This is a genomic window from Flavobacterium luteolum (assembly GCF_027111275.1).
Lineage (GTDB): Bacteria > Bacteroidota > Bacteroidia > Flavobacteriales > Flavobacteriaceae > Flavobacterium > Flavobacterium luteolum.
In genome coordinates this window covers 4053012-4073697 of the sequence record NZ_CP114286.1, presented here as the reverse complement: position 1 = coordinate 4073697, position 20686 = coordinate 4053012, and the positions used below count along the sequence as shown (strand labels likewise).

At 32.5% G+C, this 20686-nt stretch carries 17 protein-coding genes; 9 read left to right on the top strand and 8 right to left on the bottom strand.

All coding sequences use genetic code 11. From position 1 onward, the window contains the following. Positions 1-42: 42 nt before the first annotated feature. Entirely contained in the window at positions 43-2421 is a 2379-nt protein-coding gene (locus tag OZP10_RS17460) for a TonB-dependent receptor (RefSeq protein ID WP_281632021.1), read from the bottom strand. A 157-nt stretch (positions 2422-2578) separates the two neighbouring features. Continuing rightward, a complete protein-coding gene (locus OZP10_RS17455) occupies positions 2579-3721 on the bottom strand; it encodes a helix-turn-helix domain-containing protein (RefSeq protein ID WP_281632020.1) in 1143 nt (380 codons plus the stop codon). Between the two features lie 165 nt (positions 3722-3886). On the opposite strand from OZP10_RS17455, the gene murQ reads away from it, so the two are divergent. From murQ to OZP10_RS17410, 9 genes are all read left to right on the top strand, one after another. Further along, positions 3887-4699, top strand: a complete 813-nt coding sequence (murQ, locus tag OZP10_RS17450; protein WP_281632019.1) for an N-acetylmuramic acid 6-phosphate etherase — start codon at positions 3887-3889, stop codon at positions 4697-4699. A gap of 81 nt (positions 4700-4780) precedes the next feature. Next, complete coding sequence (locus tag OZP10_RS17445; RefSeq protein ID WP_281632018.1) at positions 4781-5002, top strand: DUF6095 family protein; 222 nt, start codon at positions 4781-4783, stop codon at positions 5000-5002. A 75-nt stretch (positions 5003-5077) separates the two neighbouring features. Continuing rightward, the gene (locus OZP10_RS17440; protein WP_281632017.1) at positions 5078-5650 is read left to right on the top strand and encodes a pentapeptide repeat-containing protein; all 573 of its coding nucleotides are present in this window, start codon (positions 5078-5080) and stop codon (positions 5648-5650) included. A 97-nt stretch (positions 5651-5747) separates the two neighbouring features. Continuing rightward, positions 5748-6323 (top strand): DUF1572 family protein, encoded by a 576-nt coding sequence (locus tag OZP10_RS17435; RefSeq protein ID WP_177210188.1) that lies wholly within the window; start codon positions 5748-5750, stop codon positions 6321-6323. 279 nt (positions 6324-6602) lie between these two features. Further along, positions 6603-6974, top strand: a complete 372-nt coding sequence (locus OZP10_RS17430; RefSeq protein WP_281632016.1) for a DNA topoisomerase IV — start codon at positions 6603-6605, stop codon at positions 6972-6974. A gap of 217 nt (positions 6975-7191) precedes the next feature. Further along, on the top strand, positions 7192-9111 hold the full coding sequence (locus OZP10_RS17425; protein ID WP_281632015.1) for a DUF294 nucleotidyltransferase-like domain-containing protein: 1920 nt from the start codon (positions 7192-7194) through the stop codon (positions 9109-9111). Positions 9112-9113: 2 nt separating this feature from the next. Then, positions 9114-9749: a 3'-5' exonuclease gene (locus OZP10_RS17420; protein WP_281632014.1), complete on the top strand. Its 636-nt coding sequence runs from the start codon at positions 9114-9116 to the stop codon at positions 9747-9749. Positions 9750-9911: 162 nt separating this feature from the next. After that, positions 9912-11390, top strand: coding sequence for a PhoX family protein (locus OZP10_RS17415; RefSeq protein WP_281632013.1), 1479 nt, complete (start codon positions 9912-9914; stop codon positions 11388-11390). Between the two features lie 68 nt (positions 11391-11458). Then, positions 11459-13243: a cytochrome-c peroxidase gene (locus OZP10_RS17410; RefSeq protein WP_281632012.1), complete on the top strand. Its 1785-nt coding sequence runs from the start codon at positions 11459-11461 to the stop codon at positions 13241-13243. A 61-nt stretch (positions 13244-13304) separates the two neighbouring features. Here OZP10_RS17410 and OZP10_RS17405 read toward each other — a convergent pair whose 3' ends face one another. From OZP10_RS17405 to OZP10_RS17380, 6 genes are all read right to left on the bottom strand, one after another. Next, positions 13305-15143 carry a type VI secretion system baseplate subunit TssF gene (locus tag OZP10_RS17405; protein ID WP_281632011.1) on the bottom strand — a complete coding sequence of 613 codons (1839 nt, stop codon included), beginning with the start codon at positions 15141-15143 and terminating at the stop codon, positions 13305-13307. 41 nt (positions 15144-15184) lie between these two features. Continuing rightward, positions 15185-15511: a hypothetical protein gene (locus tag OZP10_RS17400; protein WP_281632010.1), complete on the bottom strand. Its 327-nt coding sequence runs from the start codon at positions 15509-15511 to the stop codon at positions 15185-15187. A gap of 417 nt (positions 15512-15928) precedes the next feature. Beyond that, positions 15929-16468: a hypothetical protein gene (locus OZP10_RS17395; protein WP_281632009.1), complete on the bottom strand. Its 540-nt coding sequence runs from the start codon at positions 16466-16468 to the stop codon at positions 15929-15931. Positions 16469-16655: 187 nt separating this feature from the next. Continuing rightward, entirely contained in the window at positions 16656-17399 is a 744-nt protein-coding gene (locus OZP10_RS17390) for a DUF7738 domain-containing protein (RefSeq protein WP_281632008.1), read from the bottom strand. A gap of 69 nt (positions 17400-17468) precedes the next feature. After that, positions 17469-18188, bottom strand: coding sequence for a DUF7738 domain-containing protein (locus tag OZP10_RS17385; RefSeq protein WP_281632007.1), 720 nt, complete (start codon positions 18186-18188; stop codon positions 17469-17471). Positions 18189-18253: 65 nt separating this feature from the next. After that, a complete protein-coding gene (locus tag OZP10_RS17380) occupies positions 18254-20686 on the bottom strand; it encodes an HET-C-related protein (RefSeq protein ID WP_281632006.1) in 2433 nt (810 codons plus the stop codon).

Here is a 20686-nt window from a genome sequence, read left to right as displayed (position 1 = left end):
AAATTATTATTATCTAATTGGCACATTTTCTAATTATCTAATTTAATTAGCTCTTTTTCTCTCCTCTTGATTTCCAAAATTGCGTTCTTTAACGTTGATCTTTTTATTTCCAAAATTATAAACCACAGACAAACGAACAAATCGGTTGCTATTGTTTTGACTGTAAACTTGCTTTACGCCATTTACCACAGAAGTGAAATCTTTTAAGTAAGAAGTATTAAAAATATCATTTGCCAAAAAGGCAATTTGCACTGTTTTATTAAACAAATCCTGCTTAAAACCAATATCAAAACTTGATGTATAACCTATTTTGTATAAACCGCTTTCATAAGGTGGAGTGTAGCTAAAATCAATTTGAAGTTTAGAATTTTTTCCTAAAACAAAAGTATTATTTGTCGAAAAATCTACTTCTAAACTATTTGACGGAGTTGCATTGATCTCTTTAATAAATTCTGTTTTTGCGCCTAAAAAATACAAAGAATTTTCACTTGTCCACCAATCTGTAAAAGTTGCCGAATATGATTCTCCAACTCCATAATTCAAACTTTTGAAATAATTATCTCTTGTTACAATTTGTGTATTTGTTGCCGGATTTGAGGTAAACAAAACGCCATAGCCATTTGTAATTGAATTGACAAAAACAGTAGTTCGCAATATTTCTTTATAAGAATATCCAAACTCAAAGTTGTCACTAAACGAAGGCTGCAAAAACGGATTTCCTTCTGAATAACTATTACTGCTTATATAAATTCGAAACGGATTCAATAAATCAAAACGTGGTCTATTGATTCTTTTTCCGTAATTTAAGGTAAAAGTATTGTTGTCATTTTTCTTATACGATGCAAAAACCGTTGGAAACAATTTCAAATAATTATTAACCGTTTCCTGGTTTAAAGTTTCAGAGAAACCTTTTGTTTGCGTATTTTCCAGTCTCAAACCAACTTGAAAATTCCATTTTTCATTGATTTTTTTATCTCCGTTAACATAAAACGCCTGATTATTTTCCGTATAATTAAATCGGTTTGATTGTAAAGGATCTAATTCTGGAGTTCCCGAAATCGTATTATAATAAAGTACATCACTTACACTGTTTGTAAAACTCATTTTCGCGCCATAAGATAAATTCAGGACTTCAAACGGATGTTCCATATCTGCCTTAAAACTCCAATTATGAATATCTTGGTTTGAGATATTTTGCCCTGACTGATTCACTGTAACAAAAGTTCCATCTGCTAAATAGTCGTTTGCGATAAACTCACGATCAAATTTTGAATTGTAATTAAAGTAATCCACATCAAAAGACAATTTTCGGTTCAGCGAATCCAGTTTTGTTATCAAATGCGCATTATACGTTAAACTTCCCGATGCTCTGTCTGCGTAACTTTTATTGATTGTATAATTTTTTAATTGATTCTCAGTATCATATCTGTCTATCACAATATCCGATTGAAAATCCGGATTATTTCTATCGTTTATAAATTGAAAACCCGCTGTTGTTTTTTCTGAAAAATCATAATCTAAAGCAAATTTCCCTGATAGATTTTCATTTTTCATTTTTGTCGTCGCACTCATATTTGAAATTCCGTCTTCAAAATATACTTTTGAAATTTCATCTATATTCATATATCCTGTTTTTCCGTTGACGCTTGCTGAAAGACGAAACTTATTTTTATTATAAAAGAAATTATCTCTTAAAGTATAAATCCCGTATTTATTCTGATCGTAAGAAACTGTTGTCGAATTTTTCCACGAATCACGAACTCCTTTTTTCATGATAATATTTATCAATCCTCCAGTACCATCGGCTTCATATTTTGCTGGCGGATTGCTTATAATTTCAATATTCTTAATGTCTGCTGCAGAAATCGATTTCAAGAAATTATTCAATTCCTCGCCAGTCAATTCAATCAAACGCCCGTCTATCATGACGCGTGAAGTTCCTTTTCCTAAAATGGTAATTACATCATTTTTTACCACAACTCCAGGCGCTGTATTAATGGCACTTAAAGCATCGCCGCCAGTTGTTGTAACATTGTTTTCAAGGTTATAAACTAAGCGATCTGTTTTCTGTTCGATGGTTTTCTTTTTAGATTGAACTACAACTTCAACTAATTTGGTTTCATTTTCTTTGAGAATAATAGTTCCTAAATCGGTATTTTTTTCTAGCGAAATTTCTTTTTCATAATTAGTAAATCCTAAAAGATCGATTTGTATTTTATAAAAGCCGTTTTTAAGTTTTATTTCAAAAGAACCATCTTCTTTAGTTGTAGTTCCATCGATAATTTTTCCTTCTTTATTTAATATTGAAATTTCTGCCCATTCTAAAGCTTTTGTTTCACTAGCTACTTTGCTTTTTAATGTTGATTGTGCTAAACAAAATAAAGGCAATAGTAAAAAGATTAGGAGATTTAATTTTTTCATGATTTCTAATTTTTAACTTGTTCGATTAATTTGAAGCAAAGTTGCCTTAGAAAATTTGCCTATGCGACCGACAAAAAAAAGTCGAACCATTTTCTAAAATAGAAATTGGTTCGACCTTTTTTTGTAATGCGTTCGACTTTTTACAAAGCCTTTATTTTTAGCTATTTCTGTACGCTGTCGGTGTTAAATTTGTATATTTTTTGAACGAAGTATTAAACGATGATTTCGAATTAAAACCTACTTCGTACAATATTTCTAAAACTGTAAACTGATTTTTTGAAGAGTCTTTCAAAATAGTCATCGCCTTCTGAATGCGGTATTCATTCACAAAATCAAAAAAATGCTGGTCCATATGATGATTAATCAAAATAGATAAATCTCGAACAGGCATATTAATTTGATTTGCCAATTCCTGAATTGTAAGCGATGGGTCTAGAAATGGCTCTTTTTCAACCATATAATTTTTTAATGCTGAGATTTGGGCAGAAACAGCTTCATCCTGATTGTTTGTAATTTCGATGGCTTCATTATTTTCTTTAGGAAGAAAGTCTTTAGTTAACGTCAATCTTGAATTAATTCCTCTAAAAAGCTCTGGGTGATTTAATGCTTTCATAACAAACCAGCATATTACGCTTAAAGCCATAATCACCATTAAAACATTTCCCCACAAAAAAGTATCTCTGGAAGCGGTATAGCGCAATAAATTTTTTGAAGCTGTAATAGAATGCATAACTACAAAAACACAATTCATCTGAAAAAGCCATTTGTAGGTAGACGTACTAGGATTCGTATAATTTTCGAGATAAATTCTTTTGTATTTTCTTAAAATCAAGAATATACTCACAATATAAAACCAATACTGAAATTCGATTAGAATTTGAAAAAAGTAAATTTCAAACATTGTACTGTAATGTTCTAAAATAAACTGCTTTTCAGCACCCCATTTCAAATAAATTCTCGGCATTAAAACAAAATTCATCACTATAAATGGAAGTGTATAGATTAAATGCCTCCATTTTAGTCTAAAATCAGAATAACAAACTGCCAAAACATAGAGATAAATCAAAGGCATTTCTAACAAACACACTGTACTTCTAAACAAATCTATATTTATATATTCTATAGGAAATGAATAATCCATTAATCCGCTAAAATCAATCGCTGACAAAATAATAAAACAAGCAAAAAGTCGGTTAGCCAATTTATTCTCCGTCTTTACAGTAAGTAAAAAAAGTGCCAATAATAACGAAACAAAGACAGCAATACGGGCAACGCTATCTAAAAATCCTAATTTATCCATTTATCTTTTTATATTAAACAAATATAATATTTTAGTTTATGTAACAATGATGAGAAAGAAGCGTCTTTATTCAAAAAAATAAAAGAAAATGAAGATTATAAAGCTTTGAACTTTGCGAGATTGAGATAAAATATATTAATTTTGGCGCGTCTAAATAACTATAAAATGACATTTACAAAAACCACGGAACAAGCATCAAAATATGAACATTTAGAGAAAATGTCTGTTCATGAATTGTTATCTAATATTAATCAAGAAGACAAAACTGTTCCTTATGCTGTCGAAAAAGCTTTGCCACAGATCGAAGCTTTGATTCCGCAAATAGTCGACAAATTAAAGCTGGGTGGTAGATTGTTTTATATTGGAGCGGGAACTTCTGGCCGACTTGGTGTTGTTGACGCTTCTGAATGTCCGCCTACATTTGGAGTACCTTTTGATTTAGTAAATGGTATTATAGCTGGTGGAGATACCGCTATCAGACGTGCTGTTGAAAACGCTGAAGACAGTACAACAAATGCTTGGATCGATCTTCAAAATCATAATATAGATTCAAATGATGTTGTAATTGGAATCGCGGCATCTGGCACAACTCCTTATGTAATTAGTGGTTTAGAAGCTTGTAATGAAAATAATATCATTACAGGATGTATTACATGTAATGCCGGAAGTCCCTTGGCATTGACAGCTCAATTCCCTATTGAAGTTGTTGTTGGACCAGAATTTATTACAGGAAGTTCGAGAATGAAAGCTGGAACTGCTCAAAAACTGGTTTTAAATATGATTTCTACTGCTGCAATGATTCAGCTAGGAAAAGTAAGAGGCAATAAAATGGTGGATATGCAGCTAAGTAATGTTAAACTGGTTGACCGTGGCGTAAAAATGATTATGGACGAGATTCCAGTATCGTATGATGAAGCATCAGAATTATTAAAAAAATACGGCAGCGTGAGAAATGCTGTCGATAATTATAATAAGTAAAAAGTTTTCTTTGAAATGTGAAATGTTGTTTCAAACTGCAATTTGAAACTTGAAACAAAGAAAACTTGAAACAAAAACAAAATGGCAACAAACAGACAATTACTAGGAAAAGGAATTAAATATTTAACAGGTGCTTTGCCTTTAATGTTTCTTGGTCCATCGTTAATTTATAATGCTTTTCAGAATCAAAGCAACAACTGGCACTATCTTGTTTTAGCAATCGGAATTGTAGCTTGTCTAAGCTCTATGGTTTTGATCTTTTTGGGATTGAAAACCATTATGAAAGGTATATTTAATGACTAATTTAGTCTTCTAAAATAAACCTGACGGATTAAAAATACTGTCAGATCTCATTTAAACTTTTAAGCTAAATAAAACATGGAAGGCATAATTCACATTCAGAAAACATTTGACAAAGTTGTTTATATTGATAAACGAATAAACAATCGGGAGTTTGAAGATTGTGTGTTTAAAAATTGTGATTTTTCCAACAGCAATTTTAGTTCTAATACTTTTCTTGACTGCGAATTTATTGACTGCAATCTCTCTATGACAAGTTTGGCTGGAACAAGTTTAAAAAATGTCACTTTTAAAAATTGTAAACTTCTGGGAATCGCTTTTAACGAATGTGACGATTTCTTATTTCAGGTATATTTTGAAGATTGCGTTTTGGATTATGCGCTTTTTTCGAATAAAAAAATGCCAAAAACCAAATTTATCAATTCTTCTGTGCGTGAAGTAACTTTTATCGGAACGAATTTAACGAGTTCTATTTTTGATAATTGCAATCTTGATGGCGCTATTTTTAACGAAACACAATTGGCTGGAGTTAATTTTAAAACAGCTTATAATTATAAAATCGATCCTGAATTTAATCCGATGAAAAAAGCACAATTTTCTACAGACGGAATTGTTGGATTATTAGACAAATACGATATCAAAATTGTTTAAAAAAACGCCTCGAATTACACGAATTAACACGAATTGAGATTTCGATCAATTTGCGATACAATTAAAACTTGTACTATTTGTGGCAAAAAAAATAGCTATGAAATTATCTGAATCTTACCTTGAAAGTGTCAAAAAGCAATTTTTATATTATAAAATGCTTGGAGAAAAAGCTATAGAGCAGCTTGAGCCTTCGCAACTTTTTGTATCGTTTAATGACGACACCAACAGCATTGCTACCATTATAAAACACATTTCAGGCAACATGCTTTCGCGTTGGACCGATTTTCTGACTTCTGATGGAGAGAAAGAATGGCGAAATCGTGATGCAGAATTTGAAAACGATTTACAGTCTAAAGAAGAAGTTCTGGAAGTCTGGAACAAAGGATGGAATTGTCTTGAAAATGCTTTGGGAAGTCTAAAACCAGAACAGCTTTCAGATATCATTTACATTAGAAATGAAGGTCATACGGTTATTGAAGCTATAAATCGTCAATTGGCACATTATCCTTATCATGTTGGTCAGATTGTTTTTTACGCCAAACAATTGAAAAACAGCGAATGGAATAGCTTATCGATTCCGAAGAATAAATCGGGAAATTACAATGCTGAAAAGTTTGCCAAAGAGAAAGAAATTAAGAACTTTACCGATGATGAATTAAAGAGATTGAAATGATCGAATATTATGCAAATTTTGGCGGGACATGTTGGTGGATCTTAATTAAATTCTGCAAAACAAATTTAACCGAAGAGCAGAGTTCTAAAAACAAAAAACGAAATTTACTTTTTATAGCTTTTATAACTCTTGTAATTTTCTTTTTATTCTTTAATTGAAAAAAGGACTTTTGAAAACCAAAGTCCTAGCCCCGATGGTAGCGACATCCTTTTGTGGTGGGGTTCACCACAAAAGATATAGCGGACAGCGGGAATCAGCTCCTAAAAAAACTTATTTAAAATGAAAAAAATAATTTTCTTATTACCTGTTTTGGCTTTAGTTTCATGTTATAACGCCGAACACAATTGTAAAGATTTTAAAACCGGAAAATTTAAATTTGAGACAGAAGTCAACGGCGAGAAAAAAACAACTTATTTTGAACGCAAAGACGATATCGAAATCGAAACTTTTGAAGGAAAAACAGATACAGCAACCATTCGTTGGGTAAGTGACTGTGAATATGTACTACAGAAAAAGCATCCAAAAAACATGGCTGAAGAAAAAGCAATCAGCATGAAGATTTTAACAACTTCTAAAGATTCTTATACGTTTGAATTTGGCTTGGTTGGTTCTGAAGAGAAACAGCGAGGTACTGTTTATAAAGTTGATTAAGATTTGATTTAAAATATTGAAGGCTCCAATTTTGGAGCTTTTTTTATTACAAAACTTTGTGGAGCTTCTTACGGAGATCCCTCGTTCCTCGGGATGACAAAACTGTGCAGAAAAACCTTTATCCCTTTGCCCCTCTGTTTCTTTGCAACTCAAAAAACAAAAATGTTTCTTTTACATTTCTATTTTAAATAGTACATTAGAACTCTAATCTAACCAAATGAAAAATACCATTTCGCAACGTGTTGCCGACTTTTTAAAGAATTATCCGCCGTTTAATTTTTTGCATCAGAGAGATTTAGAAAAGCTATCTGAGCAGATTTCTATTATTTATAAAGAAAAAGATTCAGTAATTTTTGCCGAAAATGATAAAACGCACGATTCTTTTTATGTAGTGCATAAAGGTGCGATCGCATTGAAAAAAAGCACTAAAAACACCGTTTTAGACATGTGTGACGAAGGCGATATTTTTGGACTTCGTCCGCTTTTGGCACAAGAAAATTACATTATGGAGGCTGTAGCGCATGAAGAAAGTATTCTTTACGCTATTCCTATTGCGGTTTTTAAACCTTACGCCCTTGAAAACAGAAACATTGGCAATTTTCTAATTGAAAGTTATGCTTCAAATACTCGAAATCCGTATTCAGACATTCATAAAGATAAATTATATGGCGATGATCAGTTAAATGAAAACCTGCATTCGAGCAATCATTCTTTTGATTTAGCACCCATCAAATATTCAAAAAAAATCGTAACCTGCGGTCCGACAACGACTGTTAAGGAAGTGGCTAAGATTATGAATAAAAAGAAAGTTGGTGCTATTCTGATTGTTGATGAAATGCTTCCGATTGGTATTCTAACTGATAAAGACCTTCGAAATAAAATTGTTACCGGCGATTTTCCAATTACGACAACTGCCGAAACGATAATGACGAAACCTGTTATTACATATCCGAAAAAAATGACGGTTACCGAGGCTCAAATGGCGATGATGAAAAGTAATATCAGCCATTTGTGTTTAACGAAAGATGGAACGGTAAATACTAAAGCGGTCGGAATTTTATCGAAACACGACGTTATGGTAGCGCTTGGAAATAATCCTGCGGTTTTAATAAAAGCGCTGAAACGCACTAAAAAAATCAAGGAAATAAAACCAATCCGCAACCGAATTATGCAACTGCTTCAAGGTTATCTGGATCAAAATATTCCGATGACTTTGATTACCAAAATCATTACTGAATTGAACGAGGCCTGCACTACTCGAGTTATCGAGATCTGTTTGGAAAAAATGAGCAGTCCGCCGCCTGTAAAATTTGCATGGTTGGCGCTTGGAAGCCAAGGACGCGGCGAACAAATGTTGCATACCGATCAAGATAATGCAATTGTTTATGAAAATGTAAATGAAGTTTTTAGAGATGAAACGAAAATATATTTCTTAAAATTTGCCGGTCTTGTCAATAAAGGCCTATTTGAAATTGGCTACGATTATTGTCCTGCCGATATGATGGCTTCTAGTCCGAAATGGTGTATGAGTCTGGATGAATGGAAAGCTCAGGTGCATCATTGGATTACAAATCCAGGGAAAAATGAGGTTTTACTTTCCTTTATTTTCTTTGATTACAGTAAAACTTATGGCGATTCTGAAATCGTTAACGAATTGTCTGATTCCATTTTTGAAAATGTAAAAGCTAATCCGATTTTTTATATGCATTTGGTGAGCGGTGCTTTGCAAAGCCCTTCTCCTACTGGCTTCTTTAGACAATTTTTAGTGGAACAAGATGGCGCAAACAAAGATAATTTCGACATCAAACGAAGAGCCTTAATGCCTTTAACAGATGCAGCGCGTGTTTTAATTTTATCCCATTCGGTAAAAGGAATCAGCAATACGGCTGAACGTTTTGAGAAATTGGCTGAACTGGAACCAAATAATAGAGAATTGTATTTATCATGCTCTTATTCGTTTAAAGCTTTACTGAAATTTAGAACCAAACAAGGATTATTACACCATGATTCGGGTCAGTTTATCGAATTGGAGTCTTTAACAAAAATGGAAAAAATTAAGCTGAAACGTACTTTTAAAACCATCAAAGAACTTCAGGAACTTATTTCGGTACGTTTTAATATTTCAAATCTGGTATAATTATGAGTTTATTCAATTTTTGGAAAAAAGAAGAGACTAATCTATTCGATGAAAATATTACCATCGAAGAAACTCGTTTTGTTGTTTTAGATACTGAAACTACAGGATTTGATTATGATAACGATCGTATTTTATGTATTGGCGCATTGGTTCTTCAAAACGGAATCATTAATGTTCAGGATAGTTTTGAAGTTTATCTCGAACAAGATCATTATGATAAAACGACTGCTCAAATTCATGGTATTTTAAAAGATTTATTGATTAAACGTCCGACCGAGTTAGAGGCTTTAAAGCAATTTTTAGATTTTTTAGGAGATTCTATAATCATTGCGCATCACACAATTTTTGATGTTACCATGATTAATAAAGCTTTAGAACGAAATGGCCTTCCGCATTTAACCAATAAAACTTTAGATACGGCTTATTTGTACAAAAAGACTTTGATTCAATCGCATTTATTCGAGAGAAAAGATCATTATACCTTAGATGATTTGGCTGACAAATTTGATATTTCAAAAAAAGACCGTCACACTGCTTTGGGTGATGCTTATATTACTGCGATTGCTTTTCTTAAGATTGTAAAAAAGCTAAAAGAGAAAAAGGCGGTCAATCTAAATCAGCTTTTTAAACCGCTTTAAGATTTTTTTTAGGAATCTAAAATTTACATTCTAAACTTTTAATTTACCATTTAGTAATACAAGACTTATAAAAGTTAGCAAAAAGAAAAAATACTCATAACATGTATTTTGTTTTTGAAAGATAGCTTTGCTCTAATCAAAAAAAACACAAAAAAACACTTTATGAAAGCTAACTTCTTAAAATCGATTACCTTGCTTGGAATTGCAGGTCTTACTGCAATTGGCTGTCAAAATGATGACAAAGATTCAAAAAACGATGTAAACGCAAGCATCGATTTTACTTCACATTCAAAAATACCTCCTTTTGTTTATGCTCAGACAGGTTTTGAAAACTTAAAAATCAGCACTTTAATTACAAGCGCTGATGTACTTCCAGATTCTCCATCTTTTGTTTATGGCGCACAGCCTGACGGAGCTGGAATAATGAAAGATCCTAAAGGTGATGGATACATTATGATTACTAACCATGAAATTATTCAATCGGTATCAAGAGTATATTTAGACAAAACTTTCAAGCCTGTAAAAGGAGACTATATCGTTGATGGTGTTGGAGGTCTTACTCGTTTGTGTTCTGCTACTTTGGCAACTCCAGAAATCCACGGATTTGGGCCAATCTTTTTAACTGCTGGAGAAAGCGGTCAGGAAAGTATGGTTCACGGAATTAATCCTCTTGGATTATCTACTGATAAAGCTAGAACTGACAGAGTGTTGCCAGCTTTAGGAAAAGCGAGTATGGAAAACGCTGTTCCGCTTCCAAAAGAAGCTTACCCAGGAAAAACAGTTATTTTAATTGGAGAAGATCAATCTTATGCAACTTCTCACGTAAGTGCTGGTCAGTTAATCATGTATGTTAGCACAGTTGGCGATTTATCTAATGGAAAATTATACGCTTTAAAAAGAACTGACGGAAATCAAGTTGAAACAACTATCACTTTAAACAATTCATATCCAGTTGAATTTGTTGAAATTCCGAATGCTAAAAACTTAACTGGTGCGGTAATCAATACAACAGTTAATGATTTAAAAGCAATTCGTTTCTCAAGAGTTGAAGACGTAGATTACAGAAAAGGAAGTGCAAGCAACAATAGAGAAATTTACTTTACTGCAACTGGTCAAGCAACAAATAATGCTCCTGTTGAAGGATATACAATGTGGGGAAGAGTTTATAAAGTAAAATTAGATGCAACAAACCCATTAAAAGGAACTTTAGAATTGGCTGTTGAAGGAGACAGTACTCCTGGAACTGGAATTATCAATCCTGATAACTTATGTGTGACTGAAAACTATGTTTACATTCAAGAAGATGGTGATAGCTATTATGCAGATGCAAAACACGATTCTTACATCTGGCAGTACAATATTGCTACAAAACAGAATAAACCGTGGTTAAACATGAACCACAAAAGAACAGATACAGCTTGGAATACACTTTATAACCAAACTGGCGAAATGAGATTTGGAAGCTGGGAATTTGGAGCTATGCAAGACATTTCAGATATCATTGGTGTTCCAGATACTTTCACTGTAAATATTCACCCTCACACTTGGCAAAGTGATGCATTTAAAAATGCTGACGGTTCAGGAACTCAAACTAACAAAGAGGGAGGACAAACTGTAATTATTAGAAACGTACAACGCTAATAATTTCTACCAAAATCTATTGACAACCCTTATTTTTCGATAAGGGTTGTTTCTATTACAACTCCACTATGAAATTAAAATATTTTACTTTTCTATTTATACTGCTTTCTTTTTTCTATTCATGCAAAGAAAGCGAAGCTTCAAAACCAACGATCAAACAAGAATTACTTGTAGACTTAAATAAACTTAGTAATGAAATTTCACAATTTCAAAAACTTGTAACCAGCAATTCTTCACAAAAAGAAATTGTAGCACAATTTAAAAAGTCACGTCTAGCATACAAAAAAGTCGAATGGGCAATTGAATATTTTATTCCTGAAACTGGTAGATTTATGAACGGTCCTGCTCTTGACGAAATGGAATTGGAAGAAAACAGATCTTTTGAACCCCATGGTTTTCAAGTTATGGAAGAAATGATTTATCCTGAATACAATCCTGAAAGTAAAGAAGGTTTAACGAGAGAATTGAATATTTTTCAATCGAATATTAAACAACTCAAAAGCACTTTTGAAGTTATTACCATTAGTGATGATTACGTTTTGGATGCTATGCAGCAGAATGTTTTTAGAGTTATTGCTTTAGGAATAACTGGTTTTGATAGTCCGATTTTGCAGTCTTCAATTCCAGAAGCTGGCCAGAGTTTAATCTCAATTCCAGAAACGCTTGAAAAGATTGATGCTGATAATAAATCAGTATCTGAATTAAAAGAGTTGACCAAAAGCGCACAAAAATACTGCACTGAAAATAATAATTTCAATGCTTTTAATCGTGCTATTTTTATATCTGAATATCTAAATCCGATTTCGAAAAAACTGAAAACTTTTCAGAAAGAAGAGAATATTAAAAATGTAAAGAAAAGCAGTCCGCTGAAACCAACAATTGAAACTTTATTTGATAAAGATGCTTTTGATGTGAATGCTTTTGTTCTTTCTAAAGAATATAATTTTACTAAAGAAAAAGCCATTTTAGGCGAAAAATTGTTTTATGATACAAGTCTTTCAAAAAACAATGATCGAAGCTGTGCAACTTGCCATAATCCTGAAAAAGCTTTTACAGACGGATTAAAAACAAACATTTCACTTACTGGAATGAATTTACCAAGAAACACTCCTACTCTAACCTATGCTTCTTTGCAGAATGCTCAGTTTTGGGATATGCGTCAGTTGGATCTAGAAAAACAAAGTGTGGATGTGATTCAGAATAAAGACGAAATGCATGGCTCGATGGAAAATATTCATGCTAAAATTCAGCTGGACAAGGAGTATGTAAAACTATTCAAAAAAGCTTATCCAAAAATATCAAAACCAGAAGCGTGGCAGATTCAAAATGCTATTGCGAGTTATATACGCTCTTTAAATGCTTTTGATTCTCGATTTGATGACTATATGAGAGGAAACAAAAAAGCTTTAAACAGCCAAGAAATCGAAGGAATGAACCTTTTTATGGGAAAAGCAAAATGTGCCACTTGCCATTTTACGCCATTATTTAACGGAACAGTTCCGCCAAGTTATTCCAAAACCGAACATGAAGTTATCGGAACTCCAAGTGAAGCTTCCGGAAAAACTTTAAGCCCAGATAAAGGCCGTTACATCTACAACCAAATGCCACAATTAGTTGGAGCATTTAAAACGCCAACTGTCAGAAATGCTGCTGTTACAGCGCCATATATGCATAACGGAGTTTTTAAGACGCTCGAAGAAGTAGTTTCTTTCTACAATAAAGGCGGTGGAATTGGTTTAGGCTACGAAGTAGAAAATCAAACACTTCCTTTTGACAAACTGAATTTGACTATAAAAGAAGAAAAGGCTCTAGTTACTTTTATGAAAACGCTAACGGATAAAAAATACCAGTAAAACCAAAATAAATCCCCAATTAAGCAAAACGCCGAAAAGTAGTTTTTCGGCGTTTTTTGTTTTATTCTTCTATGAAAAGACGATAAGGAAATACATTTGATGACCTATTTTTTAAGTTCTTTATAAAACTTTCAGACAGATAATCCCATTCTGTAGCGGATAGATAGTTTCTTTCTGTTGCATCAATTTTTAGATAAATATCTACTGTTCTGCTAAAACCTGCTTTTACAGAAATTTCTTTTCGCGTTCCTTTTTCTATTCTAATATCTGTTACACAGCTTTTAAAATGATTAAATCCAAATGCTTTTATATCTGCAAATGTTACAATTCTGCCACGAGTCAGTAAAGCATTTCGATAAGCTAAAATACGATCTTTATTATTCTGCTTGTTCATACCGCCTACTGTATTGGTGACCAAAACTGCCTCTTTACTTACAAACAGCATATCCTCTTTAGATTCTAAAACAGTTCCTGCTTTGATATCATTTCCTTCTTCTGCACAAGTAGACCAATAATGTATACAAAATGACTTTCCTATAGATTCATCAATTTTTGGTTTAATCATGAGATAAGGATCATTATTTTTAGAAAAACTGCTTTCTCTCGCTTGCTGTTCGACAGAAGCTAAAAGCTGGTTTATTTCAACCAAAGAGCTGTTCATAAAGTCTTTACCCAAACCTGCAAAAGAAGAACTTTCGTCCTTTAACAAGTCCAATACATTTTGCAGTAATTCTGAAGCACTTCTAGAATCGAATCTGGATACGCCGCCTGTTCTTAATACTGCATTTCCTTCTTCAAGTACTCCATCTTTAAATTCCTTTATTTCATAATGATTATTGAATCCGTCGACAACCTTATCAACATCCAGATAGAAATTATTGTCTGTTTCTAATGCTATATAAGACAAGAAATTCCCCAAGGTTTTACTAATAATATGCTTCTTTTTGTTAATTACAGGAAAGCAATTTGCCGCAAAAGAAACATTATCTAATATTTGCGGAATTAACGATTCTGGAAAAACCATTTTTATCCAAATAATCGGATTATCATTTCTCTCTGTTACAGCTTCAAAACATTTATATTCTGAACTGTATTCATTAAAAGGTTTATACTTTAATGATCCTTTCAGCGTATAAAAATTATCAAAATAAAACTCATTCACTTCCTGCATAATTTCACTCAAATGCGTGTAATTACGATTGATAATATTTTCGATATCAATATTATTTACAGGAACATTGTAACCTTCTTCTACCCCAATTTGCACATCATCCTGAAAACATTTCATCTGTTTTAAATAGTAATGAAACATCTCTTTCTGATGTATATTTTTAATGTCAATATATAACATCAAATCTTCAATGTCTTCGACCTTCGGATCTGTTAATTCAAGTCCTAAAAACACGACACCAGAAGGTAGTGAATTCTTATAGCCTCGTATGGCATCTTTGTAAAAAAGATTCGAAATCTCGAACAAATTACGCTCATACGCGACATATTTTACCTCTGCACATGACAGCTTTACTTCTAATGTTGGCGACAGGGCAACTTCTTTAATAATTGGCGCTAAAGGATTGTAAATATTATGAATTCTTCGATTTGCAGTCATTTGATTCTGCAAGGAAACTTTCATATTATTCTCTATTGGCAACGCATGCAAAATTGCTCTTGCAGGTTTTACTCCTGTCGTAACTTCAGGAAACATAATTTCCAAAACTCTTTCTACTACTCTTGTTTTAGAGTCTTCAAGTTCATGGGCTACTTTCTCCAATTCGTAAGACAATGCATTAAGCATCATTGATACCACAGGATCAAATGATGTTTCCATCTCAACATCTGAAAAGCCCCATGATCTAGCTGCTCTTTTTAGCACTCTATCTTTTATTCGATCTTGTCTCATTGCTTGATTTCTTTAAACCTGTTAGAATTACTGAATGATTTTTATTTAGAGAAATCACTGTCGCTCTTAAACATAAAAATGGTATTTTTTTTTGGCTTTTTATTTTTATTTCCCTCTGCAAAATCAGGTTTTCGTAACATGATCTTAACAGCATAGCCCTGCCGTTTTAAGTTTATAGCACAATTGGAATTTGAGTTTACTTCTAACTCAAAATATCCAATGCTATCTGTTCTTGTGACATTCCCAATAATATTTACCATAACATTTTGAATTGGCTTTCCGGTATCATAATCATAGACATAGCCCGAAAATTTGTTATTGGTACAACTGCTTAACAGTAATATCGCTAAAATTAATTTTGATTTCATAAAGAATTAAAAATTAAGATTGAGTAATTTATTAAGATATTTCTGTTTGTTTAGTACTGAATTTAAATTTTATAAAATATCAGAAATAGAAATGATGCTATACCATTCATCAATCATATTTCACAAACGAAATTCCAATCATAAAGATTAACTTTATGATTCTGTGATTTTAAATCTTATTTATGTTTATTAGTCTTATTTCAAACTAACTGTTTCTTAATTGGAGCTTTTATTAAAGTCCATCATTGTAACGTTTTTTTTAAAAGATCAAATTGTTGAAAGTCTCCGATTTTAAACAATTTGATCTTTTAAATTTGATGTTGTAGAATGGCACAAAGTCACAGACATTTGCATAGCTTTTGACAAAGAACACTTTGCAGAGCGGGGGAGATTTTTGGAATATTTTTTGTCAATTATTTAAAATTTAACAATCCAAATCAGCAATAAAAAAATCCATTGAAAAATTAAAATTGCTAAAATCCCTTTCCTGCTAGGTTCTGTACAATTATGCAAAGCATTGATAATTTTTATTTTCACAACCTCTTTAAAATCAACATGATTCTGACTAAAATCAACATCATCTAATTTTATTTTTTTCAATCCAAACGACAATACTTTTTTTAACAATTTATTGCCTTTTTCAGACTTTACCTGATTTAAAAGTTTTATTTTAGCCAGTGCCAAATCGGCTCCTTTTTTAATTCCATCAGGTTGCTTATTTTTAAATTTGGTCAAAACAGTATCCAATAGTGGTGTGATCGTACTCTCTGATTTGTCTTTTACCAAACGATATACAACTTTACTTACAATATATTTGTTCCCTACTATTATGTTTAAAAATGGCGCTAAAAAGATTAGCGCAAACAAGATTGTTCCAATAGGATTACTTGAAAAAAACACTAATAATATCAATGCTCCCGAATTGGTATGTGCTGCATGACCAATATTTGCCGACAATAAAAACGCTCCAATTGTACAGCAGATTATAGTATTAATGAAACCTAATAAATTAATTTTCAAAAAACTGAAAACAGCTATTGATGTTATCTTTGTAAAATATTTTAATTGTTCATTCATGAATCATAGTATTTTTATCTATTATTGTTTAAATGGGAATTAAATTAAGATATAATTTAATTCCAATTTAAAACTTAAAATATTCCTGCCCTTTATCATGCACGATATGAATATATTCTATCTCACCTTCTGTCTGGCGATACATTATATTATAAAAATCGGCTTTGGTTTGTTCTTCTGGGCTACTAAAACCATTAAAAGAGGTAAAATAGCCATTTGACAAAGTTGTTGTAGAGCCATCTTCATGCTTGTTATTCATATCGGCATCCCAATACTTAATGACAGGCAAATCTGCCGCCATCCTTTTTTTATTAATATCGGACACTTTCATACCTTCTTTAACTTCTGCTCCCTCTATGTTTAACGATTTACTATAAATCTTAAATGGATAAATAAAATTTTGCGGAGCATCTGAACCTATTGTTATCCTTTTTTCCATCTCGACATAATCTGCATCAGAAGTAAACCATCCTGTTCTTTTGTCTTTTTCCTTTATAAATGCTACAGATACTCTTCCTTTAGCTTCTTTCAGTTTTCCCATCTGACCTAAAGGACTGTCAAGATTCATAAAAAAAATATAAAAATCTGGTATAATTTTCTTTTTCCCATCTTCACCATGTTCTTCTACAGCCAATCCTAAATTATCCCAAATATAGTCCCGACGTACAACTCCCTCTTTTCCTAAAGGAGGATTAACTCTATCATACTTACCAAAAACTTTTACCCATTCTGTGACAGGTTTACCAAAAGGCAATTCTTGTTTTTTGTAAGTAATATTATGTTCGCTGATGTAGAAATCGGTTTCTGGCATATCCGTATTTTTACTTTGGCATTGTATTAAGATGATGCTTAAAAAAAATATTAAAAAACATTTCATTTCTTAAAATTTAGAATACTCCTGCCCTTTATCATGTACAATACGAATGTACTCTATCTCGCCTTCGGTTTGGCGATACATGATATTATAAAAATTGGCTCTGGCTTGTTCTTCGGGAGTCAGGAAACCACTAAATGTTGTAAAATAACCATTGGACAAAGTAGTAACAGAACCATCTTCTAGTTTTGTATTTAAATCAGCATCGTAATACTTGATAACGGGTAAATCTACTGCTTCTCTTTTCTTATTAATATCTGACACTTTCATACCTGCTTTTACTTCTGCTCCCTCTATATTCAACGGTTTTGCATAAATTTTAAAGGGATAAATAAAATTTTTAGGAGCGTCTGAGCCATTTCTCTCGTCATTTAACATCTCAACATAGAATTCAGGATCTGTTTTTTCAGGAAACCATCCATCTTTATGATTACGTTCCTTGACAAACTTTACTGACATTCTACCTCTAGCTTCTTCTAATTTTCCCATCTGCCCCAAAGGACTGTCAAGGTTCATAAAGAAGATATGAAGTTCATCAATGTTTTTATTTTTCTCTGATTCAGAAACATAAATTCCTAAATCGTCCCAGATATATACACTTGTTTGATATATTCTACTATATTTTCCAAAAATTTTCACCCATTCGCTCACAGGTTTACCAAATGGCAATTCCTTGTTTTTGTAAGTAATACTATGTTCACTAATATAAAAATCGGTTTCTGACATGGATTCTTTTTTTGAAGTTTGACATTGCATAAAAAAACTACTCAATATTATTATTACGAATTGTTTCATTTAAAATAATTTAAAATTTCCTGCACTTTTTTGTTGCTAATCGCTCTTTGTGTAACCTTCTCAGCATGGTCATATGGAGTAGTACTCTGAAGTCTCTTAATAACCTCTATATCATTTTTTTTTGCCCATTTATTAACTGCTTCATTAGCCCAATCTGTAACCTGATAAACGGGATGCAAAGTATATTTATTTATCACATATTTGGCAAGCTCTTCGCCTGTAGGATCACTCCCCGTTTTCCAGATATCCAGAATTCTTGTCGCGACATCTTTTACTGCTATTTTAGCAAGCTCAGACGCAAGTGGGTTTAATGGATGGTTAAGAGCATCTTTGGCTACTTGTGTATGCGTTGGGTCGGTGCCATAATTTTTATTGCTATTTTCTGTTTGTTCTATTTTTACATCATCATCTACTGACCCCAAGAGCAAATTGTATGCGATATTATTAAAAGTCGTTAAGGAATCTCCCATATAACTTAACCCTTTGTCTATTGTTCTTCCTAACCAGCCAGTATATTCTACAGCAGCGGCCTTGGTATCAATCAGTTTTAAATAATTTTTATACATAGCAAGCAAGTCCGAACTCTTCATCCCCATATAAACAGGATCTTTCTCTAGGCCATCTGTCTGTTGCCCAGTAGATAAATCTTCTAAAGTGGTAAGTATAAAAGCATCTTGAAAAGTTCTATCACCAGGTTTTCGCTGTACATAATCCTGTATACCAATTGGAAACATTTTTTCACCCGCTTTAGGCAACACACTTGCCATAGTGTCATCTAATAAAAACTTGCCTGTTATTATAGGTATCGTACTATAATCCTGCCCCTGCATACCTTGTACCCAAGGGTAAACCAAAACTAATTCTTTGCCTAAGGTACTATTCTCGTTTTTGTCAAGAAGCATACTTCCTGCCTTTATTAAAGTTATTTCTATAAAATTAGTGTGTGAGAAAAAATCTTCAAGTACATGAAAAGCTGCTCCCAAATGTCTAAAACCATCTTTATTTCTACCGTACTGTACCGCAAGTTTTAGCTGTTGAGTCATATATGCATCAGATGTTGGCCTTTCAGGATCTGTCGCGCCACCACCTTTTGTAGCTATATAATTTTTTACGTTCAGTTCGTTTATTGCAAGCGATTTAGCATCTTCTCCTGCATACAACTTTCTAGTAACAAAGCTTCCTTTGGCATGTTCGTATTGAAAAGAAACACTTAAACTACTAAAATCTTTAAGACCTTTCGGATTGTCTATATGTTCTTCTGGTCGGTATATACCTAAAATATCTTTAGTAAGCACCCCATACTCTTTTTGAAAAGCCCTAACATGGTTTTTATAATTAGGAGTAAATTTATCAGACCCAAATACAAATTCTTTGGCCGCCAATATTTCCAAAAGCTTTACCAAACCCTCGTGAGACATTTTGTATGGATTCATTTTTAACAGCCCATTAAGATGCTCAATTCCACTCTTTTTTATTTTATCAATATCAGGTTTTTCAAGTCGTATTGTACTTTCTAATATAATTTGAGAATAATCACGTAGCCAGTTTCCATAATAAATTTGCTTTACTTCTAATTCGGTAATCTTTTTACTTCTAACAAATTCCTCTAATGCCTCTTTTTCTATCCCTCCATGCATTCCGGCCTCAAACCCTGCACCAAAACCTTCCTCATCTTCTTTTGGGTTGGCATCATATTGTTTATCCTCGCTTACATACTCTTTTACTTGTGTATGTAGCTCAGAAAAATCTATTATTAAATCTCCTGTAAAGTTTGGGGTTTCTGCTTTGGCAAAACAAAGCTGTGTTTCTTTAAAAATATCAAAATTAAATAAAGCATAGGCAAACTTCGCACCTTCGTCTATATAATCTGTATCTTCCTTGCCATTAGTTGCGAGTTCTGTTCTTAACAAATTATCAATATGATGACCATATTCTTCCACCAAAGCCGACATTAATTCTGCCCTTGCATCATTGTCTTTTACAGCTAGATCGATAAAATGTTCCCATACCAGTATTTTTTTCCTACTATTGCTGTAATTGGCTTTTCTTCCTCGAGCAGGAAATTTTGTAACTACAATTTCTGGTGAAATTATAGACTTATCACTAAGTCCTCTGTATAATTTACTTAATGCACTGGCTTCAATTTCTTCACCAAAAACTCCAACCATAAAAAACATAAAAGGCAATTCATCTAGTTGTTTTGCCAAAGCTGAAAGCTGTTCATGTGCATATATACTTTCAAGTTTATATTTGCTCTCAACAATTTCTTGTCTTGGAGGATTTTTCGGCTCTCCATAACTAATACCTACATCACTTGTTAAACTAACTGACGTACCAGAATTATAAACAATATTGCCTTCCGAATAAATATTATGATCTCCTCCAGTAGTTTTTGTTATAGTGCCTCCTACAATTCTTATTCTGCTCAT